The sequence below is a fragment of the Agrobacterium sp. FDAARGOS_525 genome (genome assembly GCF_003938925.1).
Taxonomy (GTDB): Bacteria; Pseudomonadota; Alphaproteobacteria; order Rhizobiales; family Rhizobiaceae; genus Agrobacterium; species Agrobacterium pusense.
On record NZ_RKIU01000007.1, the window covers coordinates 39,129 to 62,380 of the forward strand.

Annotated in this window: 32 protein-coding genes; 6 read left to right on the top strand and 26 right to left on the bottom strand. The window is 56.4% G+C overall.

What is annotated here, in order from left to right; genetic code table 11:
• Window positions 1-29 precede the first annotated feature (29 nt).
• Window positions 30-782 carry a phosphonate metabolism transcriptional regulator PhnF gene (phnF, locus tag EGT36_RS29250; protein WP_024899172.1) on the bottom strand — a complete coding sequence of 251 codons (753 nt, stop codon included), beginning with the start codon at window positions 780-782 and terminating at the stop codon, window positions 30-32.
• A gap of 271 nt (window positions 783-1,053) precedes the next feature.
• Between phnF and EGT36_RS29255 the strand changes: the two genes are divergently transcribed.
• Genes EGT36_RS29255 through EGT36_RS29265 form a run of 3 tightly spaced genes read left to right on the top strand, consistent with a single transcriptional unit; the run spans window position 1,054 to window position 3,279 of the window.
• A complete protein-coding gene (locus EGT36_RS29255; protein WP_024899171.1) occupies window positions 1,054-2,172 on the top strand; it encodes an alpha-D-ribose 1-methylphosphonate 5-triphosphate diphosphatase in 1,119 nt (372 codons plus the stop codon).
• A gap of 17 nt (window positions 2,173-2,189) precedes the next feature.
• Complete coding sequence (locus EGT36_RS29260) at window positions 2,190-2,576, top strand: phosphonate C-P lyase system protein PhnG (RefSeq protein ID WP_286084380.1); 387 nt, start codon at window positions 2,190-2,192, stop codon at window positions 2,574-2,576.
• Window positions 2,527-3,279: an IS6 family transposase gene (locus tag EGT36_RS29265; protein WP_024899183.1), complete on the top strand. Its 753-nt coding sequence runs from the start codon at window positions 2,527-2,529 to the stop codon at window positions 3,277-3,279. The genes EGT36_RS29260 and EGT36_RS29265 overlap by 50 nt, the downstream gene beginning before the upstream one ends.
• A 66-nt stretch (window positions 3,280-3,345) precedes the next feature.
• Here the strand turns inward: EGT36_RS29265 and EGT36_RS29270 are convergent, their stop codons facing one another.
• The 4 genes from EGT36_RS29270 to EGT36_RS29285 form a co-directional block, all read right to left on the bottom strand.
• A complete protein-coding gene (locus tag EGT36_RS29270) occupies window positions 3,346-3,525 on the bottom strand; it encodes a hypothetical protein (RefSeq protein ID WP_125271643.1) in 180 nt (59 codons plus the stop codon).
• Window positions 3,526-3,536: 11 nt separating this feature from the next.
• A complete protein-coding gene (locus EGT36_RS29275; protein WP_125271642.1) occupies window positions 3,537-3,728 on the bottom strand; it encodes a hypothetical protein in 192 nt (63 codons plus the stop codon).
• A gap of 22 nt (window positions 3,729-3,750) precedes the next feature.
• The gene (gene ssb, locus EGT36_RS29280; RefSeq protein ID WP_125271641.1) at window positions 3,751-4,185 is read right to left on the bottom strand and encodes a single-stranded DNA-binding protein; all 435 of its coding nucleotides are present in this window, start codon (window positions 4,183-4,185) and stop codon (window positions 3,751-3,753) included.
• Between the two features lie 79 nt (window positions 4,186-4,264).
• Window positions 4,265-4,849 (bottom strand): recombinase family protein, encoded by a 585-nt coding sequence (locus tag EGT36_RS29285; protein ID WP_125271701.1) that lies wholly within the window; start codon window positions 4,847-4,849, stop codon window positions 4,265-4,267.
• Window positions 4,850-4,961: 112 nt separating this feature from the next.
• Here EGT36_RS29285 and EGT36_RS29290 point away from each other — a divergent pair, with 112 nt between their 5' ends.
• Complete coding sequence (locus EGT36_RS29290) at window positions 4,962-5,198, top strand: hypothetical protein (RefSeq protein WP_125271702.1); 237 nt, start codon at window positions 4,962-4,964, stop codon at window positions 5,196-5,198.
• 237 nt (window positions 5,199-5,435) lie between these two features.
• On the opposite strand, the gene EGT36_RS29295 is transcribed toward EGT36_RS29290, so the two are convergent.
• Window positions 5,436-5,951, bottom strand: a complete 516-nt coding sequence (locus tag EGT36_RS29295) for a hypothetical protein (RefSeq protein WP_172965753.1) — start codon at window positions 5,949-5,951, stop codon at window positions 5,436-5,438.
• A gap of 52 nt (window positions 5,952-6,003) precedes the next feature.
• On the opposite strand from EGT36_RS29295, the gene EGT36_RS30765 reads away from it, so the two are divergent.
• Window positions 6,004-6,324: a thermonuclease family protein gene (locus EGT36_RS30765; protein ID WP_172965745.1), complete on the top strand. Its 321-nt coding sequence runs from the start codon at window positions 6,004-6,006 to the stop codon at window positions 6,322-6,324.
• Here the strand turns inward: EGT36_RS30765 and EGT36_RS29305 are convergent.
• The 20 genes from EGT36_RS29305 to EGT36_RS29400 all read right to left on the bottom strand — a co-directional run bounded on the left by EGT36_RS29305 (window position 6,304) and on the right by EGT36_RS29400 (window position 22,256).
• Complete coding sequence (locus tag EGT36_RS29305; protein WP_125271705.1) at window positions 6,304-6,672, bottom strand: response regulator; 369 nt, start codon at window positions 6,670-6,672, stop codon at window positions 6,304-6,306. The two genes, EGT36_RS30765 and EGT36_RS29305, sit on opposite strands and share 21 nt — an antisense overlap.
• A gap of 399 nt (window positions 6,673-7,071) precedes the next feature.
• Entirely contained in the window at window positions 7,072-8,148 is a 1,077-nt protein-coding gene (locus EGT36_RS29310; RefSeq protein ID WP_125271706.1) for a type II toxin-antitoxin system HipA family toxin, read from the bottom strand.
• Window positions 8,088-8,393, bottom strand: a complete 306-nt coding sequence (locus EGT36_RS29315) for a HipA N-terminal domain-containing protein (protein ID WP_125271707.1) — start codon at window positions 8,391-8,393, stop codon at window positions 8,088-8,090. Before EGT36_RS29315 ends, EGT36_RS29310 begins: the two co-directional genes overlap by 61 nt.
• A complete protein-coding gene (locus EGT36_RS29320) occupies window positions 8,393-8,773 on the bottom strand; it encodes a helix-turn-helix domain-containing protein (protein ID WP_125271634.1) in 381 nt (126 codons plus the stop codon). Before EGT36_RS29320 ends, EGT36_RS29315 begins: the two co-directional genes overlap by 1 nt.
• Before the next feature lie 61 nt (window positions 8,774-8,834).
• On the bottom strand, window positions 8,835-10,229 hold the full coding sequence (locus EGT36_RS29325) for a type II toxin-antitoxin system HipA family toxin (RefSeq protein ID WP_125271633.1): 1,395 nt from the start codon (window positions 10,227-10,229) through the stop codon (window positions 8,835-8,837).
• Window positions 10,226-10,831: a helix-turn-helix domain-containing protein gene (locus EGT36_RS29330; protein ID WP_125271632.1), complete on the bottom strand. Its 606-nt coding sequence runs from the start codon at window positions 10,829-10,831 to the stop codon at window positions 10,226-10,228. The genes EGT36_RS29325 and EGT36_RS29330 overlap by 4 nt, the downstream gene beginning before the upstream one ends.
• A gap of 53 nt (window positions 10,832-10,884) precedes the next feature.
• Complete coding sequence (locus EGT36_RS29335) at window positions 10,885-11,118, bottom strand: hypothetical protein (RefSeq protein WP_125271631.1); 234 nt, start codon at window positions 11,116-11,118, stop codon at window positions 10,885-10,887.
• Between the two features lie 258 nt (window positions 11,119-11,376).
• On the bottom strand, window positions 11,377-11,799 hold the full coding sequence (locus EGT36_RS29340) for a hypothetical protein (RefSeq protein WP_125271630.1): 423 nt from the start codon (window positions 11,797-11,799) through the stop codon (window positions 11,377-11,379).
• Window positions 11,800-11,923: 124 nt separating this feature from the next.
• Window positions 11,924-14,920, bottom strand: coding sequence for a putative type IV secretion/conjugal transfer ATPase (locus EGT36_RS29345; protein ID WP_125271629.1), 2,997 nt, complete (start codon window positions 14,918-14,920; stop codon window positions 11,924-11,926).
• Between the two features lie 3 nt (window positions 14,921-14,923).
• Complete coding sequence (locus EGT36_RS30770; protein ID WP_172965754.1) at window positions 14,924-15,097, bottom strand: hypothetical protein; 174 nt, start codon at window positions 15,095-15,097, stop codon at window positions 14,924-14,926.
• 13 nt (window positions 15,098-15,110) lie between these two features.
• On the bottom strand, window positions 15,111-16,352 hold the full coding sequence (locus EGT36_RS29355; protein WP_125271708.1) for a hypothetical protein: 1,242 nt from the start codon (window positions 16,350-16,352) through the stop codon (window positions 15,111-15,113).
• Window positions 16,343-17,641 carry a hypothetical protein gene (locus EGT36_RS29360; RefSeq protein WP_125271709.1) on the bottom strand — a complete coding sequence of 433 codons (1,299 nt, stop codon included), beginning with the start codon at window positions 17,639-17,641 and terminating at the stop codon, window positions 16,343-16,345. Before EGT36_RS29360 ends, EGT36_RS29355 begins: the two co-directional genes overlap by 10 nt.
• Before the next feature lie 16 nt (window positions 17,642-17,657).
• Window positions 17,658-17,927: a hypothetical protein gene (locus EGT36_RS29365; RefSeq protein ID WP_125271710.1), complete on the bottom strand. Its 270-nt coding sequence runs from the start codon at window positions 17,925-17,927 to the stop codon at window positions 17,658-17,660.
• Between the two features lie 16 nt (window positions 17,928-17,943).
• Window positions 17,944-18,966, bottom strand: a complete 1,023-nt coding sequence (locus tag EGT36_RS29370; protein ID WP_286084381.1) for a DotG/IcmE/VirB10 family type IV secretion system protein — start codon at window positions 18,964-18,966, stop codon at window positions 17,944-17,946.
• 69 nt (window positions 18,967-19,035) lie between these two features.
• Window positions 19,036-19,545: a DotH/IcmK family type IV secretion protein gene (locus EGT36_RS29375; RefSeq protein ID WP_172965755.1), complete on the bottom strand. Its 510-nt coding sequence runs from the start codon at window positions 19,543-19,545 to the stop codon at window positions 19,036-19,038.
• Between the two features lies 1 nt (window position 19,546).
• Window positions 19,547-19,987, bottom strand: coding sequence for a DotH/IcmK family type IV secretion protein (locus EGT36_RS31470; RefSeq protein ID WP_125271713.1), 441 nt, complete (start codon window positions 19,985-19,987; stop codon window positions 19,547-19,549).
• Between the two features lie 444 nt (window positions 19,988-20,431).
• Entirely contained in the window at window positions 20,432-20,830 is a 399-nt protein-coding gene (locus EGT36_RS29385) for a hypothetical protein (protein ID WP_125271714.1), read from the bottom strand.
• A gap of 106 nt (window positions 20,831-20,936) precedes the next feature.
• Window positions 20,937-21,125, bottom strand: a complete 189-nt coding sequence (locus EGT36_RS29390; RefSeq protein WP_125271715.1) for a hypothetical protein — start codon at window positions 21,123-21,125, stop codon at window positions 20,937-20,939.
• Window positions 21,126-21,235: 110 nt separating this feature from the next.
• Window positions 21,236-21,940, bottom strand: a complete 705-nt coding sequence (locus EGT36_RS29395) for a DotI/IcmL/TraM family protein (protein WP_125271716.1) — start codon at window positions 21,938-21,940, stop codon at window positions 21,236-21,238.
• Window positions 21,941-21,956: 16 nt separating this feature from the next.
• Complete coding sequence (locus EGT36_RS29400; protein ID WP_125271717.1) at window positions 21,957-22,256, bottom strand: hypothetical protein; 300 nt, start codon at window positions 22,254-22,256, stop codon at window positions 21,957-21,959.
• A gap of 742 nt (window positions 22,257-22,998) precedes the next feature.
• Between EGT36_RS29400 and EGT36_RS30865 the strand changes: the two genes are divergently transcribed.
• Window positions 22,999-23,252 (top strand): hypothetical protein (locus EGT36_RS30865; protein ID WP_210211252.1); only part of this gene is annotated, 254 nt, incomplete at its 3' end.

Sequence of the window (23,252 nt, forward strand, 5' to 3'; positions counted from 1 at the left end):
TCCTGGAATGCGTGCGGTTTGTCGCGTCGTCAGTCGAAGCGGACGACGAGTTCCATGTGTTGGGGAGCAATGCGCGTAAATGAAACGACGATCGGCAGCCCTTCTTCGTCGATATTGATATTCGTTACGAAGATTGCCGGCTGGCCACGTGACATCGACAGCAACTCGGCATCCAACTTCGAGAGCGCAACCGCCGAAATCCGGGATTCGTGGCGACGATATTCCTGCACGCCAAGGCGCTTCCATGCCTCGCTGAAGCTGCCCGTTTCCTCGATAATGGTTTCGATCTTTTCAAAACGCGGTAACGGAAAATAGCTTGCGGTCAATGAGACGACGATCGTGTCGACCACAGTCATCGTATCCACGCGCCGGACGAAACGGTTGCGCGGCATACGCAGATCGCGCGCTAGCTCATTGGTAACTCTTACCCGTTCTGTTCCGAGATAGCGGCGTTCACTGACACGTTCGATATCCTTCAGCGCAGTCGTTAGGCGGGTCTTGGGTCCGAGCTGGTGGCGGACCATCCGCTCCTTCACGAAAGTTCCTCGCCCCTGCTCGATACGTAGCAGATCGCGCTCGCGCAGCACGACCATGGCACGCCTGATCGTGTTTCGATGGACGCTGAACCGCTCGGCAAGCTCGAACTCGGTCGGCAATTTTTCGCCGGGTCGATAGCGTGACGATTTGATGTCCTGCTCGATCGTGTCGGCGACGACGCGCCACAAGGTCGAGGCGCCGCGCCGATCATGAAGTGTCGCCTTGTTATCTGGCAGAGTGGTCATCAACGCGCGTCTCAACAGCATCCCGGTCGGCAAAAGTCACGACATTTCAGGCGGCCAAACCGGCTTGCTGTCAAGATCGAAGATGTGTCGGCCACTCTGTCGGAAGGAATGTTTCCAGAAGACATACCGTTTTCGTCACTCCCTTGTCATCCAACTGTCGCCCAACCATCATCTGGTGGCCATAGCCCTGAAGTCACTGAAGCAAGATCATCTTAGGACAAATTCGAATTCAGGGAGCGCGTGCCGACAGGCGCTCGCGCAGTGTGGAAACGTGGAAGCAATCATTACCAATGCCCGGATCGTCACCGGCACCGAAGTCATCCTTGGCTCGATGCAGGTCAAGGACGGCAAGATCTCCGACATCGCCCGAAAAGGCACGGCCGACGTCGGTGCCCTCGATTTCGAAGGCGACTATCTCCTCCCCGGCCTTGTCGATGTCCATACGGATCATCTGGAAAAGCAGATCATGCCGCGGGCTGGCGTGTTCTGGAACAAGGTCAATGCCGTTCGCACCCAGGATGCCGTGCTTGCGGCAGGTGGCATCACCACCGTTTTCGATTCGCTGATCGTCGGCGCCGTCGGCAATCCCGATCGTCGCAAACTTCTGCCACTGATGGTCGAAGGGCTTCACGATGCGCGTCAGGCAGGCCTGCTGAAAATCGATCATTTTCTCCACCTTCGTTGCGATACGCGCGAGGCCGATCTCGTCGAGCTTCTGAAGCCCTATCTCGGCGAAGCGAGCTTGCGCTACGTCACGGTGATGGACGATGGCCCGCATCGCGATCCCGATCGTTTCAGGAAACTGCAAAGACGCAAGGGTATTGCCGACGAGGTCATCGAAGAACAGATCGCCGCGGCGCCGCATACGAATGACCATGCGGCAATCAACCGGGCAGCAGTCGTCGCATTGTGCAAGCAGCACGGCATCGAATTCTCAAGCCACGATGATACGACAGCCGCTCATATCGCTGAAGGCCAGGCTTTCGGCATGACCATCTCGGAATTCCCGATTACGCTGGAATCGGCACGGGCGGCACGCGCCGCCGACATGACGACGATTATCGGCGGCCCCAACATCGTTGCTGGACGTTCGCATATCGGCAATGTCTCAGGAAGACTGCTTTCGCAAGAGGGCCTGATCGACGTCATCTGCTCGGATTACATTCCCTCGAGCATTCTCTACGCCATCTGGACCCTTGCCGGCGAAACCAACGGCCCGGACCTGCCTGCGGCAGTGGCTATGGGCAGCAAGCGGCCTGCAGAACTCTTCGGCCTCGACGATCGCGGAGAGCTGGCCGTCGGGCGCCGCGCCGACTTCCTGCGCGTCACCGAGATCGATGCAGCACCGATCGTTCGCAACGTCTGGGTCGAGGGAGTTCAGATCCTGTGACCGATCGACAGACACAGATGACACCGCAGCCAAAGGCGGCAAAGTCGAGCTATTCGCGGGCAGAGTGGATGACGCTGCTCGCGGAGGCGCCGGTCGTGGAACTCGAGGCCCATTGGCGCTCCATACCGCATCCGAAATTCGATTGGGTCCGCCGCCCCGAATACGGTTCGGCCATGATCCGGGGGCGTGCGAGCGGAACAGGCGCCCAGTTCAATCTCGGCGATGTCACAGTGACGCGCTGCACGCTGCAGCTGGAGACCGGAGAGATCGGGGGCTTGTCGCAAACTTTCGGGCTTAACCGTATGTTGACCATAGGCATGGAATTTGCCGCTCCGAAAGTTGCGGAGCGAGCCCATGATTCTGAATGCTATTGCCGAGAAGCTGAAGCGCCAATCAAAGGATGACTTCAAAGGCAGGCATTTCGAGGCCTGGTTGATTGTACAGGCGGTTGCCTGGTACTTGCGCTACCCGCTCAGCTATCGTGACTTGGAAGAGATGTTTCGCGAGCGGGGCTTTGAGGTCGATCATAGCACGATCAACCGCTGGGTATTGGCCTATGCGCCGATGATCGAAAAACGGCTTCGGCAGTTTAGGCGCCCCCATTGCGGCTCGGTCAGAATCGATGAGACGTACGTCAAGATCCGCGGCAAATGGCGCTATCTGTACCGAGCCATCGACAAGCATGGCAATCCGGTAGATTTCCTGTTGACCGCTAAGCGCGATCTCGCCGCCGCCAAGCGGTTTTTCCGCAAGATGCTCAAAGACGAACCCTTGTTGTCGCCGACCAGGATCGGGACCGACGGGGCCAACACCTTCCCGTCAACGATCAAAATGTCGGTTGATGATGGGCTCCTCCATCCCGATCCCGTCCACTATGTCACCAAGCACCTCCAGCAAGGCATCGAAAGTGACCATTTCCGGGTAAAGAAGAACATGCCAAAGATCGGTGGCTTCCAATCCTTCAACACGGCGCGGCGAACCATCGCGGGTTTCGAGGCAATGCTGTGGTTGAGGAAAGGCTTCAGCTTTTCCGGCGGTTGGACTGTCAACGATCAGAACGATTTTCTTGCGCGCCTCTTCGGACTGCAAAAGATTAACAAAGCATGAAAATGAGGACGCTCAGGGGATAATCGCGCGCTCCGAAAATGTTTGCGACAGGCCCCTTTAAAATTATCACTTAAATCGATTTCGCTCTTCAAGACGCCGCTGTTCATCAGCTCGACGCTGCTCTTCCTGTCGCCTTTGTTCCTCACGCCGCATTTCTTCGCGGCGCTGTTCGTCAGCTCGACGCTGCTCCTCGCGCCGCTGGTCTTCTACCCGGCGTTGCTCTTCTCTCCATCGATCATCACTCATCGTATCTTCCTTCAATCAAACTGGCGGCCGATCCACCTGCCGAGACGCGCCACATTGTTAAAAAGAACTAAGCCAGCCGTGAATGTTAGAATGCCGATGACGGACGCCCCCATAGGGCCATATCCGTGCCAAAGAAGTGCATAGAGAACCATGACGACACCAGCAAATGTCGCTCCGATCAGCTCGGCCTTATCATCGTCCATTGTGTTTCCCTTCCTTGCCTCGTCAGAATGGAATCTCGTCTCCAAAATCGCGACCTTCGGAGCCGTAGCTGTCGTCAGGCTCCTGATCCTCAGACTTGTCGCCGCCGGGCAGCGGGCCAAACTGGACGGTGCCGCGATAGAGCTGCAAAACAACTTCGGTCGTATAGCGGTCGCTGCCACTCTGATCTTGCCATTTGCGTGTCTGCAACTGGCCTTCGACGTAAACTTCCCGGCCCTTCTTGCCGTACTTCTCAACATACGAGCACAGATGCTCGTTGAAGATAACGACATCATGCCATTGAGTGGATTCCCTCCGCTCACCTGTCTGCTTGTCACGCCAGAACTCGGATGTAGCCACTCGCAACTTGGCCACCGGCTTTCCATTGTTGGTACGCCGAATTTCAGGGTCCAAGCCCAATCGGCCTTGTAGAATGACCTTGTTGATATTGATCGTCATCGACTTTTCCTTTTCTGCGGCTAGGCCGTTTGAAACTACGGGTCCAAATCGTTGCGTTCAAAATACTCGTATCAATCAGCTACTTCGCGGGGTTCTTGCCCGTCCGCTTCCCAAAATGCCGGTAAAGCGTCCTCTGACCTATACCGGTACGCTTGACGACCTCTTTGATGTGAAGATCTAGGTTGAAGAAAAGCTTGCGTGCTTCATCCAGCCGCTCTTGCGGTAGTGATGGCGCTCCACCTTTCTTATCCTCCGGCCGCTTGGCACGCATGTGCGATGCCAGCTCGTTTCGAAGGCCGTTATAGCCTCTGAAAACAAAAGAAATTGCGGCTCCGGCATCTGGATGCCACCGAACGACCTCGTTGGTCGCAGCATCAAACACCGCTGCGCCCTTTTCGTTGATCGCCCGCAAGGTCTCTTCGATGTCTGTGACGCCCGTACCCAAACGAGAGGCACTGGCAACATAGACCATATCGCCTTCCTTCAGGCCGCTGATCATTTCCGTTCGCTGCGGCGTCGGGTCCACATACTCGGTCCTCCTGCGAGTGGCGATCTGCTCCACGAAAATCCTGCACTCCTCGGGCAGGCCAGAGGCGCGTAAAGCCTCTTCCTGCTCCTCCTTCGTGGGGGCAGCTTTTGCCAACCGGATGTAGCCAATCTTCATACGATAATGCCCTTACTACGCTGCCATTACTTTTGGGATTGACAGCGCGTCAAAACTGCTTTGTAGTGTCAAACACTAAACTAATGACACGCACATTGCAATGGAGTTGGAAATGCAGGCCAGAACCTACCGCCTCGGTTCAAGTGAAATGGTGCATACCCCCGGCGTCATAGCTTGGGCGAAGAACGCATATGCCTTCGAAAAGGACCGAAACCAGCTTCGTAAGATTGTCTCCGAGACATGGGGCGTCCCCGACGAGGTTGCTCACCGCCTATTGAGTGGTGAGACAAACTATACCATCGACGGAAACACCGTCGTATTTTCTGATACTATCGAGAGCGCCTGCTGAGGCGCTTAATGCCATAACTTTGCGGGTTGATATCAATGAACTACACCGCTGAACAGACTCGTGACGGCAGATGGCAGGTTGTTCACATTTCCACACGAGCTGCTTACGGACAACCAGTCGCCTCGCCAGATGCGGCGCAACAACTCATCATTGAGGCAGAGGCGGCGGCGAACATTCGCCGCCTTACAGAATGCCGATCTGGTTCCTGCGCGCTTTGAGTTGCCAAGCGATGCCTGATCAGTTTTGCCGCAAGGTCCACTTGCCGTCCATTTTCACAAGAACTGCATGCATAGCTCTCTCAGGCTGGAGAGCCGGTCCATTCTCGCCTTGGCGCATTGTCAGCTTAAACGTGCAATCGTAAGCCTCACCGTTCTGATTGCAGGTCGTGTTTGTAACGCCATAGTGCACATCCCCTCCACCCGTGGCGGCACCGATAAGCGACTGCGCGAATGGATTGCCTGATATCTGCTGGGATGCCTGCGTAAAGGCGTCTTTGAAAGCCTCACTGACATCCGCATCTGTTGGAGCACTGGCACCGCAGCCAGCAAGTAGTAAAGGTAATGCAGCAAGCCACAGTTTCGGATTCATATGTTCTCCATCCCTCTTGAAATCTGATTTTGACATGCAATCCACACAAACAATTATATGTGAAGAGGCAGGCTGTCCATTGACGTCCGTTCTGAGAGCTTTTCGTCCAAATTTCAGCGCCGCTGCTGTTTTCGCTGCTTTGATGGCTATTCCCTTACCTGCCATGGCGGATGCCTCTGAGTGGCCGATCTGTGGCTCATCGCGGCGTGTTCAATGCGTGGTCGATGGCGACACCTTCTGGCATCACCGCATAAAATATCGGATCGTGGATATCGACGCGCCTGAAAGCGGAGATCGAGCACATTGCCAGATCGAGCGTCAGCTTGCTGATGCAGCAACTCACAAACTTAAAGAACTGCTCGACAGAGGCGGTTTAAATCTGGAGTCCGTTGGTACAGACCGCTACGGCCGTGTACTGGTCAGGGCATTTACCGATGGGCATGACATTTCAAGAGAAATGATCAACGCCGGGCTGGCTGTCCCGTTTGGCAAACCTGATCGATTTCGATGGTGTCGATCAAGCCAGATCGCCAGATGACATCAAGGCGTATCTGATGGCCGATGCTACCGCCCCTTGTGCGTAAGGCTTCGGGATCAACTCTATTGTAACACCGCAATCTCTTACCCGGCCGGATGTCAGGATAACTTTCACGTCCGGCCGGTTGCCCATTACCCACCTTGCCAACCCATCCCCATCCATCTCGCCCGGCATTTGGATATCCGAAAACACGAGATCGACGTGGGTTGATTGAAGCACCTTTATCGCTTCCTTGGCACTGCCAACCTCTGTAACCACATATCCGCAGTCCCTTAGATAGTCGGCGATATCAATCCGCACGAGCGGCTCGTCTTCCACAACGAGCACTGCCATTGCTTTCCTGTCCATATGGCGTCCCCTCGACGTGAGTACGTCAAAGAAACACATTATTTTGCATAAAGTTCCATATGTGTTTTATAAGATAGCGCTAGCCTGCACATGCTAGCATAAGCTAGCAGCGCTCCTCATTTTGGTCTCGGAGCATTCGGTGCTGGTGGTGGAGGGAGACGCTTCGGGGGAGCCTCGCCACAAGGCTCATCCAGACCATCATTCTGAACCTTACAACCTCGCTCAATACCGGCCGATCCGCCGGAGCGATCTTTGGCATTTGCAGGGAAAATGAAAGCTGTCGAGCAGGCAAGTGCAATGCTGGACAGGAACAGAGAGAATTTGAACATGGCAGGGGCCTCCTTTGTTGCCTCGTCGTTCTGACGGGTAAGCCCCGGCCTTTATTCGTAGCGGTGATTGTCACCCAAGCGACGGTCCCCGTGGCGGTGCTGGTGATCGATTGCCATTCAACATCGAGACTTCGACCAACGAGCGGGCATATTCGGCCTCCTTATGCTCAAAGGCAGGTCGATATATGCCAATCTCTGCACCATTCATGCCCGCCTCACGCGCAAGGCTCTCCCAGCTCTGTGAAATTGTGTGGGCCATTTCTCCGATGGTCTTTGCCGCATCGTCGGGATCGATCTCGAAATAGAAGGCATACTCCATAAGCATCGAGATCGAGGCGTCCGGCGCGGCCGGATCGGCAATCGCTGTTTTCAGTTCCTTGAAGCGCTCTGGAGCTGGATTGACATCAAAAACGGGAGACAAACGCCACCTCCCATCGCCCGCGTAAAGAAAGCCATGGTTTTTCAGATGATCATCAACGTTAGAAACGAGGATATTGAAGCTCACTCGCCGAAATAGCTCGCGCAGCTCCTCGTAGGGAGCGGCAGCTTGCTCCCGTATCGTATCTGCGAGATTTAGATATGTGCCACCAGTGGCGGTCGGCAGATCGAGCATGGTCTGCGCCGAAATGTAGGGCACTCGGCCATTGCTTGTCCGGTCAAACCGCTCGATGATCGCCACCGGCAAACCTGCGCTCATTTCGATCCGAGCTTTCGGCGCCTCAATCCCACAAAGCTTCGCCAGCCTCAGAGTAAGAACCTCTGCTCTTTCCACGGGATATGTGTCATGAATCGAGGTAAACTTCGCGATGGAAAGGGTTCCGTCGCTGTCAATCACAGAACACTTTGGACGAGCGCCCCCCAGCGTACTACCCACCTGCCGGAGCCGTCGAAGCGCGGCAGCATCAGGATCATTGCTTTCGGCGCTGGCAATAGCATGGCTGAGCTGATCAAGATGCAGGAGGGGGGGAATAGGATGTCGGCCGTTGGGAGCAGCCGAAAGGAACGGGGAGCCTTCCTCAAGGCTACGTACACGCAGAGCGCCCACTCGGCTGAAATCATCGACCGCAGTTAGGAAGTCTATCTCCGTCAGTGGATTGCTATTATTGCCCCGAGCCGGACATCTTTGCGAATGATATTCCTTCCCCATGAATCCGGCGTCGTGTCCGCAACAGGAGGAGGCAGTGGCGTCCCGTGTTCGTTGGCTGCGCGGAAGAACTTCCTATCCGCATCAAGCGTCAGCGCTGGCGCTATGGCAAAACCTCGTGGGTGCTCCAACCATCCTGAATCATATTGGAAGCTGGAATGCTCGCGACCACCGGCCGCCTCGAACCATAGGGTTCCGACCTCTAGCCCGGAATCGCCAATGCAGATTTTATACGCGCTCTGCACCATCAGAATGCCACCTTATCTTTGCCGTTAGCCGATTCTTGCGTGTCGGCGTCACTCTTCTTTTTCTTGCCATCACGTTTCGGCCGCACACGCTGGGGGAGCGCGTTGACGCCCAGCGCCAGACCAATGTCATCCTTTGAAATGTCCAACAGTCCCGCTAGCCTGCCATGCTCGCCGAGAGTAACTAGAACCATCGCCAAAACCCCAAGCGAAACCCCGCCGTCGCCTTTTTCCAGACGCCTGATGGTGGCAACATTCACGCCAGCGCCATCAGCCATGCGCTGCTGAGTAAAGCGGCGCTTTTTGCGAGCTATCGCGATGTCGTCACCGAGCTTTTTAAGCTCGGCTTGCGCACGAAGGGACGGTACGGGCTTCTCTTTCATAATGGTGCATATATACACCTTTATTGACGCATAAAGCTACATATAAATAGGCTAATGAATTTTATAATGAAGGTGAGATGATCGGTCCTCGACCTCGCCCGTGATCAGCATGGATTTCCCGCGTCGGCTCCGGCCGATTTTCACGAATAGCAGTCGCGCGAGCAACAACATCATCAACGATCACGTCCAGTAGCGGAGTGTCCGCAAGTGTGTGACGCATCTCCTCCCTTACCGAAACGACAGCAGAGCTAATCTTGAGCGCCATTTCGTCAAGGCGTTTCAGCACATGGGTAGCAGGCATACCGACATCCTGCGCGAACTCAGCCCAATGATCACGGCTGATCCTTGTACGCCAGAACTCCCCTTGTTTCGGATTATCCTTGTCACGACCGACTGACATGGCAAGCAGCGGTTTCATGGACGTGTAGTTTGCCGCAAATGCCGCCTGATTATTCAGATCATAAACAGGGGAAAGAGAAAGCCGCCCGCTCGGTGAATACCGTATCGAGTAGTTTTTTCCGTGAGCATCGGGATTCCCTGAAAGATACTGGAACAGCGCCCGATCCAGCATACCAGCCTGATCAACTGCGGGGCGCTCCATCAGTTTCATAAGTTCGGCCATCCTTTTCCAAGAGGGGCCGCCCTTTTCTTCGTATTTGTTCAAGGGATGGATACCAAGAGCCTGACAGAAATCCTCCTGATGGGTGCGATTCAGGAGAGCAGGGCCGTCCTGCCGGGTCTGTAGGGTTCGGTCGTAACGTGCGATCCGCATATAGACCTTATCCTCAGCCTGCTGGATCTGCGATGTGGGAACTCGAAGTCCGCAAGCATGCGCCAGCCGGAGACAAAAGTGCTCCGTCTTAATGGAATCGTTCAATCCAGCGATATCGACCTTGATGATATGAGAGGATGGGAAGCCATTGACCGGCAATGCGACCTTGCCCCCCATCACCAACACGGCCATTTTGTCGTGAACGCCAGCGAGCGAAATTCGCGTTCCTAGCACTGGATCGTCAACTAGCGGACGCGCTGGCAGTTCACGGAGGAGCTGTGCCAACTCCTCCTCACTCAAAACCTTGAAGCCGGGCGGCTCGCGCAGTGCAATATTTCGTTCGGCAGGATCGGCGAAGATAACAGCGCCAGCGCAATCGCGGCCGATCAGCCGGAGAAATTCAAAATCGCTTTCATGGGCCGATTGCATTCCGAAAGCCTGAGCGATCCTGTGCCGATGATGATGGCTTTCAGGCAGCAGTCCAGCAATGAACGGCTCCACGACTTCCGGCCCGTGTTCCACCTTTGTGAGAGGCATCGAGAGCGACAGTGCGTGCCCTCGGCCCTCTCTGGCATCTGAAAGCCACTGACGGTCGTAGACGAAGTGCAGGCCGTCCTTGCTTCGTTCGAGATCGCCAACCTTCCTGTCGTAAAGAACCACATTCAGGCTATTTCCGTTGCTCACCTACCCTGCTCCAAATCGTCTGGCAGACTGTCCCCGATATCGATCTCGGTTTCTTCCTCGGTCGGTTTGTCTGCCACGATGACACCGCTGATTTTGGCCGTATCGACAACATCGAATGTAAGGCCTACGGCCTCTGCGATCCTGATAGCGACTGACAGCGAAACGTCCTTACCGTCCTCGAAATCCTTCACAATGAATCGACTAAAGCCTGTGGCATTGCCCACTTGCTCTCGCGATAGTGACAGTTCTTCCCGCCGCTGCTTTACTGCATCGCAAAGCCGCTCGTGGCCATGCGGGCGTATAACATCGTCAGGTGGGATTGTGTCTTTGCTGCCGAGCCGGGCAAGCCACTCCTGCCTTTGCTCAAGGCTCATCAGTTCCCATGCAATGATCGTTGCCGCAACATAGCGCGGCGGCTCTCCATTCGTTCCAAACTGCCCCCTCAATTGCCTGCTGACGCTGATCTCTGTTTTTCCCGTCATGGCGGCGAGCGTTTTCTGGCTCAAACCGGCCGCTCGGGCACGCTCCTGCCATGGGGAAACTTCGGTACTGTACTTGCGCGGCTCGCGCCCGGAGCGCGCCCGACGTTCTTTTTCTGACATTAATATCACTCACGCATATTGACAAAGAGGGCCGGTTAGGAACATAGATATAACTAACGCATATTGATCGGTTTTGAAAGGCATCTGAAATGCGCCATTGGCTCCGCAATCTGCCCGACATGGACTCCAAGTTCGTGGAAGAGCACATCGAACCGTTGGAAAGCCTCTACCGGGAAAGAGGCGAGCTTACGCGCCGCATTACCAAGACCGAAATCGACGTACATCACGCGGTCCTGAATCGCTGGACGCCCGATCAGGTCAGAGCCTGTTTTGAAACCTCCATTCATCAGGACTCCTCCCAGTAGTCTGCTTCATTGATGCGGCGGACCACCTTCCCCGGCTTCCCTCAGCCGGGGATTTTTTTTGCCTGCTTTTTAGATCGACCAGAAGCGGCATGCGGATTAGCTCGTTCTTCGATCCAATTTGGACATATAGGCACCGGACGAGCTGAATGCAGTTCAGTGTTGCAAGCGTGACAGCCAAAAAAGAAGCGGCCCCTTTCGGGACCGCTCCACTTGCCTATCCCCCTTTCGGAAGATCGCTGCTCAGTTGCTCCCGCCGAGAGCAACGGACTGGACCCAACCGATGAAGATACCCACAATCCCGAGGATACCAGCGATGACCGCAGCCATGGCCGAACGGCCAGCATTGTTGCGGCTCTGCTCGTTGTTGACGGCATCCCACCACTTGTAGACCGAGTAGCCTGCGAAGATCAGGCTCAGCGCGCCGAAGAGGTAGAGGCCGGTGCTCGCAAGGTTCTCAAGCCCTGACTTTGCATCGTCGGGGTTCATTCGAGAATTACGCGCCGCGTCCTGCGCCTGCTTCTGAAACTCAAGCGGGGCTTTCGGGTCGGCCGTCTGGCCGAGTACGGTTTCCAGTGCTGAAAAATAGGTCACGCTCGCCAGAGCGATTGCAGCCAGGTACTTGTCTCGCGCCTTACCGGCGACAGCTAATGCGGTTGCCTTCATTTCCTTCTCTCCTTGCCGCCAACGGCCCGTTGCTCAATATGCTTACACCAAGCTCACACGTTTCACAATGAAGTGTTGCACCTTTTTAATGTGCAATTGTGACACTACACAAGAGGTTTCAGCCCTATTCCGCCGCCACTTTCATCGTGTTCGCCATCTCGTATTGCATAATTTCATCTGCTACCAGCTTAGCAATGGAAGTGCCGGTAGAACGCCTTTGCGTTCTGGCCATTTCTTCCCATCGACCAATGGCAGTTCCTTCGGGGAAGCGTTTCGCCAGAAGATCGAGCGCACGATCCAGTGGAACGCGACTGTAAAGCTCGTCACGTACAGCGCGATCTTCTGACTTCGTTGAAAGCGCCCACAGCAGCCTGATCCCCAACGCATTGTTGAAAATCACCCACCGCTTCTCGTCATTTCGCAGCTTGTACATCGCCAGCACGTTCGCGCCCTTCGAAGGGTCTGATTTGTCAGGGCCGTTCACGTAGCGCTGCAAAGCCTCATCGACCGCTTCGCTGCCCCCCAGCTCATCGAGGATAGCTCTGCGAGCGGCCTGAGAGTCGGAATTGAGGATCATGATCGTGGTGGCCTGCGATGTCAGGCCTTTGAAGTCGGCCAGCTCTTGCGACACAAGTGCGACCTCAAGGTTCCACTTACGGCCGGTTCGGCAGTCATGCCAAACCACGTCATTGATGGTGTCAATACTGGTGCCGGTCAGATGGTATTCGTCCATCACCATACGCTTTGGAGTCTCGGCGATGATTTGGAAGGTCCGCTGCCAATAGCGTTCATATGCCTGCCGTATTTCAGGATCGTCAGGGAACGTCATCGCACGGATATCGTCTTTATCGCCCGCGATCTTGCTCATGAACACCTGACGAGTCATCAGGAACATGAGGGTGTTCTTCCTCGCAGATTCGTCCGTCATGGACGAAACCGTCAGAACATCTTGCAGGTCGATTGCCATGATCCGGGCAGAACCGGTCTCAATCGACGTGTAGTTGGTGAACATCGGATAGGCACTTTCCAGCGATTCAAGATGGCGCTGGACATTCCTGATCATCTCTTCGCCGAAATCGTCTTTGATCTGCGGCTCGGCGATAACCGTCGCGATATCTTTGATGCGCGGAGCGGCATAGCGTTGCGCCCGAACGGCCATCTCATGATTCCCACGCAACATAAACTCATCCACGAGTGTCCAATATCGCGTGCGATCCGTGACCTTGATACCGGCCGCATGAGCCGCCTCATTGAGCTGCGGGTCGATATTTGCCTGCCAGCGGTTGGCATTTGAATCGACGCTGAGATCACTTTTGATCTCGAAAACACGGTCAATGACGCGAGTGATAAGCTGCGGCAGCAGCTCGTGGTCCATCGGGATCGCCGTCAGCAGGAAGTTCTTCATGAACACCCGCTCCCGATCCAACGGATAGCGCGAGCCTAGCGAGATATCGAAGAGATTGACCGCATATTCGGCGGTGTTCTTCGGCCGCATATAAATGACCTCGCGCCGCCGCTCTTCCGGCAGTAAGGCACTTAGAAGGTTCATACAGCCCGACGAGGATACCCCCACGTCTGCAACCATCATGAAAGGTAACTCGCTGCCCGGTCGGTACGCCGCAAGATCGAAATTCATCCGGTTCATCAACACCGACTTACCCGAACCTGTACCGGCTGCAATGAGTGTGAGCCATGCCGGTTGCTCAGGCGCAAAAGCGCGATGCGGAGTAAGTTTTCCTTCTATCGACGTGAAAAGACTGTCGCCGGTCTCGAACACGGGAGCGGTGCGGTGGAACGGCAGGACAACGGAAAGGTCCGAGATCGGGGCGAGCGTGCCGCGCCAGCTCTGTGTGGTGGCGTTCATGCCCGCCACTGTCTCCGCCAGTGTGCGGACCGGGCTTGCCGGGCTGTCAGTGACCGTGCAGTCCCCCCACGACTGCAAGCCGACCAGTAGAGCTGATGCGCGGCTGCGTAGCCTCTCCTCCGGCTCTCCCGGCTCGATCCAAGTCGCGGCCGACAGGTTGGTCTTGACCACTGCCTCAGTATCGGAGCCAAGCGCATCCGTCACCAGTTGGAGGTTCTTGCCGAGCAGCTTGGTCGTACCATCGAATATGCCGAGCAATTGCGCAGCGACCTGCCTGATGCGGATTGAGGACTTGTCTGCGCTGTTCAAGGATTCCAGCGAGATCGCTACGCGGTAGGGCATCTGCGAGCGCCGCAGGCGCTCCACGAGATGATTAAACGGTCGCAGGTTCTTAGGATAGCGCAGCACCTGACAAACGGCGAAACTGCGTGGTCCCCATGAAATCCGGCGCATATCCTGCGAAACCACAGGAGCCGACGAAAGGATCTGCATCGCCAGTGGTGGAGCGAAAAAATCGGACACGTCACTGTCGAACGTGTTTTTCAGCGGCGGATATTTCACAGCACCCGGTTCATGCGGCTTCCAGTCATTGGGTGTCTCATGGAAGAAAATACCCTGACGGATTTTGGCGATATCCGGTCTTGAGCCATCCTCGCCCGGCATGACTATGCTGGCTATCACGCCTATCCGGTCCAGAGCGGTCATGAACGACTGCACGAATGCCATATGCGGCCCTTCCAAAGCTGGAAGCTCAGCATACGGGTCCATGGCCGCCCTCATGGCAGGTAGCTCGCTGCGGGCTTTGTCGTTGGCCTTCTTCTGCGCGACGATCTCACGCTGTTGCCCGGCCTGCGGGCGCGTGATCAACGCCACCACGAGCCGTTCCGAAACGGCCCTGCGCAAAATCACATTGCGCGATTCTTCGAGAATGCCGGCGACGCGCAATTGCTTGAGTTCAGCGTTGTGGCGCTGGCGCTCAAGGTGCTCGTCAACCTCGGTCTCAGCATTGAAGGACGATTCGAATGAGACGACGATGTTATGGCCGGGCGCCTTCATCACCTGCGCCATTTCGGCCGCAAAAATATCGATCATCCTATCGGCGTAATCACGCTCCGAGATGATCGAGCGAGCACCCTTGATCTCGATAAGTGTGATATCCGAGCCGTCATGCGCGAATAAGACAGGGCGTGTGCTGTTCGGATCGAATCCACTCAGGTCGCAGAACTGATCTGCGTGTCGGTTCAGCATCGTCGTCATCGGCTAATCCCTCGGGGTATAACGGATCAAGAAAGCCGGAAGAGCTGTCTTCGGCTCCAGTCCATCCATTCCCGTTCCAAAAAATTCTCTTCCAAAACCGTCGAGTATGTCGCTGCGGCGCTTGAGTGAAAGCTCAAGCCCGATATTCATGCTTTCGTAGCCCTTCTCCTCGGCCATCTTGCGAGCACGCTCAATTGCCTGCCATACCCTTGGAGACCCTTGCGCCTCCGGTAGAAAAGCGATCTTGGCGGGCTTGTCTTCTTCCATGTCGCTCATCTTCAAACTCCGGCCGAGGGCCGAACTGAACCACATTTTCCCGTCGCTCCTGCGCACGGCGGTCCTGATCAAGGCGATCTTGGCGCTTGAGGTTGTCTCTGGTGTCTTCGAGCGTACCAGCAACGTCGCGGACAACTCGGGGCGGCGCTGCAAAAGACGATCTCAGCTCAGCCAATTGCCTCTGACCATGAAGACCACAATGGCGGACACGCTGCTCCATCCTCTCCATGATCTGCGGCCCTCGCTCCTTCTGCAGGGCCGTCCATGCAACCTTCATGCGGTCGCCATAGGCCATTGCATCATTCATCGCACTCTGACGCGAAGACAATGGTCGGGAAATATCATTGGCAGCAGCGACAGCTTCGCGTGCCTTGCCCGCAAGCTGCTCGATTACATCCATTTCTCGCTGCAAGCTTGCGCGTGCTTCCCGCCGTGCATGCTCGGCCTCAATCGCCGCCATTCCGGGCGGCAGAAGCCGGTCACGTCCGCCCTCGGCAATGGCCCGTTTTTCATTGTCAATTATGGCCGTCGCCGCCATGGCGCTTTTCATGCGCTGGAAAGGCGACAGCTCCGAAACCTCGCTATAAGCCGCCAAGGTGCGCTCCATGACATCCTTGGCTGCCGCGCGCTCCGGTAGGTCCTTCACTTTTAGAGCAGTAGGTTCTGGAAGGCGGAAAGGCTGGCCTTGGATGGTGACAATCCGCTGCGATAGAGCCTGCCGCTCGATCCACGAGAAATTCCGCTCGACCTTTTCACGAGCCGTCGCGACGGCTGCGGCATAACCGGGCTGCACTATATCGTCCATAGCCTGTCTGGCCGACATCTTGCCGTCCAAAACCGCGTTCGCAGCCTTGACCAAGGTCGTTTTCATGCCCGCATCCTCACACCACTGGTCCGCAACGTTGGCGAGCCTATGAATGCGGTCTGTTGGAGCGAAAATGTTCTTGTCTATCCACGTCCGGTCCAGCCCTTCTTCGAAGAAGTCCGTCAGACGAACAAGCTGCCCGTCATATTTTATAGAAAGGTCGGCTGGGAGCCTGTGAGCAGCGGGGTACATGCGGCTCGTGCGCTTGTCCTGCACTCTCGCCCCTGTAGCAACAAACTCGCCATCCTTGGGCAGCAGGCCGATTTCGCGGCCCTGTTCGATCAACGCCAAACGGCATAGGTCTGCTGCAATCTGCCTTCTGCATGTCGATGAAGAGCACCAACAGGGACTCCGTCTGCCGTTCGTACTACGTCATCATAAAGCTCGGTGAAGAGCGGCAGAGGATCTGGCTTGCTATCCATGATCTCCCGACGAGATGCCGGTGTTTGCTGCCCCAGCTCGATAATACGGGCGGCAAGGCGCTCGTCGGTTTTCGCCGCCTCGCGAACGAACTCGTTGCCGTAGTCCGCAGCTATGGCAGCGCGAGTTATAGCCTCTTCCAACGCCGCCTTGGCCTCGCTACGCGATGGGCCATCAGCTCCATCGGAAGCCAGTAGGCTATCTGCCTCCTTGATCTCGTTGAGATAATACCTAGCCATAAGAGCCGGATCACGCAGATGATCGTATTCCTGCTCCTGATCTTCCACTAACTCTGCGTCTTGGGCCGCCCATTCAGCAGCAGACGGCCCGGTCGGCTCTACCGTCTTGAAGCTGGTGTCAACGGTGACGCCGCGTGCCCTCAACTGTTCCAAGAGCGATGCCACGCTTTCCACGTGGCTCTCATGCTCCCGTTCCGCTCTCGCTGTTGCAGTTTCGTATTCGAGGCCGCTCATCCGATCAGTTGCGGCTTCTTCTGGATCGTAGCCGTAATCGGTCTCCGTTCGGGAAAGATCGAGGCTTCCACCCGGCTCCAGTTTATCGAGTTGGTCCTTCATGTCTGCGAGGAATTGGCGCTCAGCGCGAGCCTCATTCCGGGTCACATAGCTGTCTTCCGAAATGAAGTGCGGCGAATCTTGATCAGTCAGTCTGGCATTCAGATGGTTTAGCCGCTCGGCCACAGCGGCCTGAACAGCCTTGAAGACCTCCTCGCTGGTTTGCAGCGTTTCAAGAGGATTTGCTTCCCTGTTGCCAGACACTGCATATCGAAGCTGTTGCTCGGCAGTGTGGCCGATATGGATCGGTGCTTCCGGGCTACCGGGTATAGGTGCTTGCTCCGGCCGCGACCGGCGCTCGCGTCCAATAGCTACAGCCAGATCGCCGTCATCACGTGCCAGATCGAGAAGATATTCATTTTGATGATTTAATGCCTCGATAGCCGCCCGTGCCAGCTCCCGCTCGTAGGTGATTTGATAGGAGGCTGCATGCTCGGCAGGGAGCTTGCCAGCCTTGACGCGATCGATGGCCTCGCGGGCAAACTCGACCTCGACCATGATTTCATTTCCGCGCTCCACCTGCTCGATCCCAAACCGAGCAACGGCCTCTTCATATCGATCTCTCAGATTGATCCGGTTTTCAGCCATCTACGCCCCTACTGGCTCAAGCCTGTCCACACCTGCGAAGTGCGTAGACAACAACAGATGAAATCCCGAGCAGCGCCCCGATGCAGAACCCGACGATTTGGCCGGTCTTGCTCCAGTCAGCAGGGGCGTAGGCCTCCCGCTGCACCATCCGGTAAAGGTTGACGCCAGTGATGCCGCACATCGCCAATCCGATTACGGCAAATAGGAGAGGCACCACATCGCCGAAGCCCGAAAGGAATTGGTAAAAGCTGCGTGCCCCATCCTCCAATTTCAGGGTGTTTTCCATTCGCTCTCTCCTTGAGCTACCGGATGCCCTTCGGAATGACCACGGGAGCAAGGAACACGATCCCCATCCCGGTGCCTGCCGGAGCTGACATCGTTGGTGGCCGGTTGAAGTGCTGGCGAGCGGCGGTAGAAAGATTATTGCCCAGCGGCTGCAACGCTGCCACGCCCGCCTGCCAGTAATTAACCGGATTGCTGTTCGAAACGACCACGCCGTCTGAAACAACGTAGTCACGATTGTTCTGCACGAGCTGGTTTGCTACCTGCCCCGCGCCTTGCAGCAGCGAGGAGACAAACAGCCCGGCGTAGCGAGACCAAGTGTGACGATCCACCTTAGTCGCAACACCCGTACGGGCATCATTCTCGGAAACCGCTATCGCCTTTATCGGATATTGCTGACCGGAGACGGTCACGAGCTGATTGAAAGCGATGGCGGACTGATTTTCCGAGTACGAGATGTTTCCTACCAGTCGCATCCCTGTAAGGGGGCCGTTCCGCGTCCCGCTTGCCGGATCATAAATCACGTCATCCAGCGTCACGATAATGGGAGCGGCCGGGTCGTCGCTATTAAAGCCTCTGTCGAGGCGAGCGAAAACCACATCGCCAGTTCGCGCTACAAGTTTCATCGTCGCAGGATTGGGACCGCTCGGCTTTGCAGGCGCTTCCTTCTTTTCCTCTGGCGGTGCTGCATACCGGTTGATCGCCATAGCCGCGATGCCGCCAGAACCGGAACCGCCCCGGTCATTCGCCCCAAGTGAGGCTATCTGCGCTTGGATCGCGGCCCGTGCCGCCGCGTCATCGACAGGCTGTTCCACTGGTACGCGCGTCACATAGACGGTTCGCTCGGTGGTTTCCTTGATGATGCGTTCCTGCGGCTCCGGAGCGGGCTTTGGAGGCTCTGGCACGGGAGGTTGCTCACCACGGTCGGCAGGCCCAACACCAGTGATCACCGTCGGTGCCTGATAGTCTCGTCCTTGTTCTCTGGCTTGCTGGGCATCCGACTGGTTGACGGTTGCTCTCCGGCTGGCCTCTTGCGGCGTCACCGGCTCCAATTGATCGTTCCTCGAACATTGGTGGCATTCGGCAAGGATGTTTGCGTGCCAGCGCCAGTGTCAGGCGCTACTTGCCCTGAAAGGATAAAAGCAGCCGCGCCAACAGTGACAGCAGCTAAGGCACCAACTCCGACTACGATTTTGTTTACCGCCATAGCCCCTCTCCTTAAAAGCGTACCGTTGCGGGCGTTCTGCCCCGTTCTTGTCCACGAAGAGCACGCGGTAAGGCGCTCCGCTAAAGCGATAGGCCTTCTCGCCGTCCGGTGTTTGCGCCTTGCTATTCCAGCCCGGAGACAACATCTCTGCATGGCCGACTACGACGAGATCACCATTGCTCGCGATGTAGCCGCGAAGATCGGGAGCACCGTCCAGTGCCACCGCCCTTGCCCCTCGTGGCGGGCGGCCGACAATGTAATCGGCCAGATCGCCGTCACCCGTCACCACTTTTGATGGCCGCTTGTAATTTCCCGCCGCAGCTCTTCGAGCCGTTGCTTTCGCGTTGGAAATGGAAATCGGCTTCACCTTGTCAGCCAGCGGCGATTTTCCCTCAATGATGACCGTCAGCGGCATATCAATGCTGACCTGTTTCTGGCCCTGTCCCTGCTGTGGCCGGAAACCCGATTGGGTCATCAAGACTATGGATAGGCCACTTTTCGAGACTGACGTTGATGTTCAGAATATCTCGAAATAGCAGGGCGTGAGATTGATCGTCGTCGGCCGCTGTCCATCGCCGGAAGGCGTATTGCCGGACGCTCCGCACCGGCACCGTCCTGCGCAAGCACAGTCGGATTGTACGTGACGTTAAAATCGGCCATGGATAGCCGTCACTGTCGACGAAGGTGACTGGCGTAGTCATGCCGTAAGCGAGCCGGGCTATCGGGGGCTGCTGCATAGGTGTCTTGGCAGCATTCACCACGCGCGCAGAGCAGTCGGGTAGGGATCGGTCGAATAGGTCGGGCGGACAGCGGCGCTTCGAGACCAAGAGTAGCATCTCTGATCCGGCCGACTTCATTCGGGCGAAGGATCATGCCTTCTGACTGATCGACCATGCCACGCCGCACAGCGTCCAGCTCTTCCTTGGTCAATTGTCGTGGTGGCAGGTTCGGTCTGGACGTGGTTTCCACTGCCCTGTTGGAGCTGCGGAGCAACAGTCGTGGCGTCTCTTCCGGTGGCGCTTGGCGCGGAATGGGAGACCGGCGCTATCCCCTGCGGAGCCGAAATGTTCGTTTCCTGTCCGGTTGGATTCCCGTTCTGCGCGGGCGGTCCTGCTCTTGGGCGAAAACAGGCAGAATGCCCGCCGTAGACGCCATGAGTAGTGCCGCAAGCGCTGTTCTCGATCTCCACATACTTGCCAGCCCTCTACCTATCATAGTTCAATAATGTTGTTGCAGTGATGCTATCGATTCCGATGCCATTCGGGTTTTCGACCGATGGGCGAACACTCACAACAGCATCGTTAGGAGAAGCCCGCCTCTGTCACATCGACGTTGCTACGCCGATATTGCAGCAGAGGCACTTCGACACGCCAGAACCGGCGTCCTTTAATGAAGCCTTCTTCCTTGATGTTCGGAACGCCGTTCTTGTAAGCTGTCTGCTCAACGTAATTCCTGCGAAACGCCAGTGGCGATCCTGACGACTGACTTCTTCGATATACGAATCGCGCCCGGTTACGGTGAAATACTGCCGGAGGGCAGAACCGATACCGTCCCTTGATGTAATAATCGTAGGAATTGATGGTCACGGCCGCATCGGACGCAAAGTCTACGATGCGCGCCTGACTAATGTGAGGAGTGCTGAGCACGGTGGCTGCACACTCTCCACCCGTCGCCGCCTCGTGCCAGACGAAATTCGTCACTGGTCGAAGCCATAGGTATCGGTCGTCACGACCACGCTGGCGACACAAAGCAGGCCGAACAGCCCGCAGAGTGCCACAGATAGCGTGCGATGTGCGGCCGGATTGATCATTGCCCCACGCTCCCCACCGCCGCATTGGTCTGTAGATTGTTGACCTGCACTGGCTGCGAAGAGACCAGCCCGCCGATGGCAATCCCCTTCGGATTGAGTGGCGATTTCGCGGTTCGGATGACCTTGGCATAAAAATCACGATTCTCTGTCCGTCGATCCGTCGCGTTGCGATAGATCAGCGTCATGGAACCACGATCTCCACTCGTAACGCCTGTCCCGTCTTGCTGGCGTACCACGCCCTGTCGCTGCACTGTCGCAGGGCCGCGCTGTTGAGCAGTCGCATTCTGATACCGGTTCACAACATCCTGATGATGCCCCAATCGTTCACCGATATCCGGTAGCTATTGCGTGCATCGAGCGTCATGTACTGCGCTGTGCTCGAATTGATCTGGTCGCGCCAAGAGGTCCAGTCATAGGTTGAGATTGCCCGGATCGCTTCGACTGCGAAGTCGCGGGCGACTGCATCAGCGACCATTGGTTCATCAAGGCCGATTGGCGCGCAGACGCTCTGAGCATCAGTCGTGCCAAGAAATGCTGTGTCAGGAAATTTGACGAATCGCGCATAGAGCAACTGCCCTACATGCAGCGCCATCACCGCGTTCCCGATCACGAGCAGCACTATGAAAACCTTCATATTGCGCTGGATCGCCGACTGCGCGGCGCTGGCCTCCAATATTTCCTCTTTCGTCTTCACTTTGCCCCCACGTTCAAGATCGGCACGGGGCATCCAAAGACACCCCGTCTGCGACATATGGTTCCGTCTGCGCAACGCCCTCGACAAGAAAACCGAAGAGAGAGAGATCACCGTCAGGCTGATGAGAAGCGTACCCAGCCCGACGATGATCTTTTGCTTCTGTAAAATATCCTCGGTGGCAATTGTCGGAGCGATGGGGTCCGGCAGAGTGGCAAACCGGAACCTTGGTAATTCAACCGACTTTTGCTTTTTCCCGAAACCGAACATCGCTCTACTTTGCCACAGGGCGTCCACCACTTGCGTCATACCGTCATGCCAGCCTTCATGACAGCGACGTTGCCAGACTTCCCTTCCGGCACGACGAAAAGCGGCACCGCTGGCTGCTGATCAGGCAGACGCGCAGATAGCCCCGCCACACTTCCATGTTGGCATTCACATCGGCATCCAGTTTGGTGTCCGGCGACACATCGAGACCGCTGGCATCACCCGACTCCATGACTTTGTGCAAAGCCGTAGCCCGGTCGCTGCTACGCAGGACACCCCGAATATTCGGCAGTGCCCGTTCATAGTGGCTCATCACCGAGGACGCTAATGGGGAGATAACGCACAGAATATTTGCCATTAAGAGCGCGGTGTGCGGCTTGGCAGTACGGGCACCGAGGATCTACGAAGGCGTAGATCGTGTTCTGATCGGTTGGCGTCACTCCCGTTGGAGCTGACGCAACCGCATTGGCTTGCTTCAACAAAGCGATGACGTTCTTCGAAAGAGCTGATCGGTGATTTCATAGCCGCTGTCTACATTCACCCATTTACAGCGTTGAGCGCTGAGGTCTGCACCTGCGGACGAACAGGCGCGGGCGCTGGGCCTGTGCGGGCATCGGAGCCTGCGCTTGATAAGAAGGCTGCGGAGGTTGCTGGTATCCCTGCTGCTGCGCGTAAGGCTGCGGGAATTGCTGCGGCTGCGGCTGCTGATAGTATGGAGGCTGGTATGGAGCCGGTTGCTGTGCATATTGCTGTGGAGGGTACGGCTGCGGGCCTGCCTGATAGGCTCCCGGCCGCTCCATCACATAGGGCAGCGCGCCGAAAACGACCATTCCGTAATAGCAACTGCCGCCCCGGCCCAAATGACCGTATTCAGCACTTTTGGCGACGAAGCGTTCGTGTTTTCTGCCATCTCGCTTCACTTTCGAACCGATGTTGTCTCTGCTTCAAACCCTTCCTGATTTTCCCCGCACAAGTCAACTAAAGAACGCATAACGACATTCTTTTCGTGCGATTTTTTTATGTGTAATGCTGGCGTGCAACTCCGAGTGCCGGGTCAAGCTCGACAGTGCGAAGATTTTCACCATCGCTGTGAACCTGAAATGAAAAACCCCGGCTTTGGCCGGGTTTCCAAGGTTGTCTGCCGCCTAATTTGGGGGGCTATGGGGTTAGGCGGCTCGACTCACTACCGAAGTGGCATTCTGCTTGCGCAGTTCCTTGAGGATTTCCTGCTGCGTCTCAAGGATGGCTGTCAAAAGCTCCTTAGTATCCCGGCGATTGACTTCTCCCTGAAGGAGCAAATCAGCCAAGAGGTCTACATCAGCACCCGAATCCCTGTTCCCGCTGAAATTGCCGT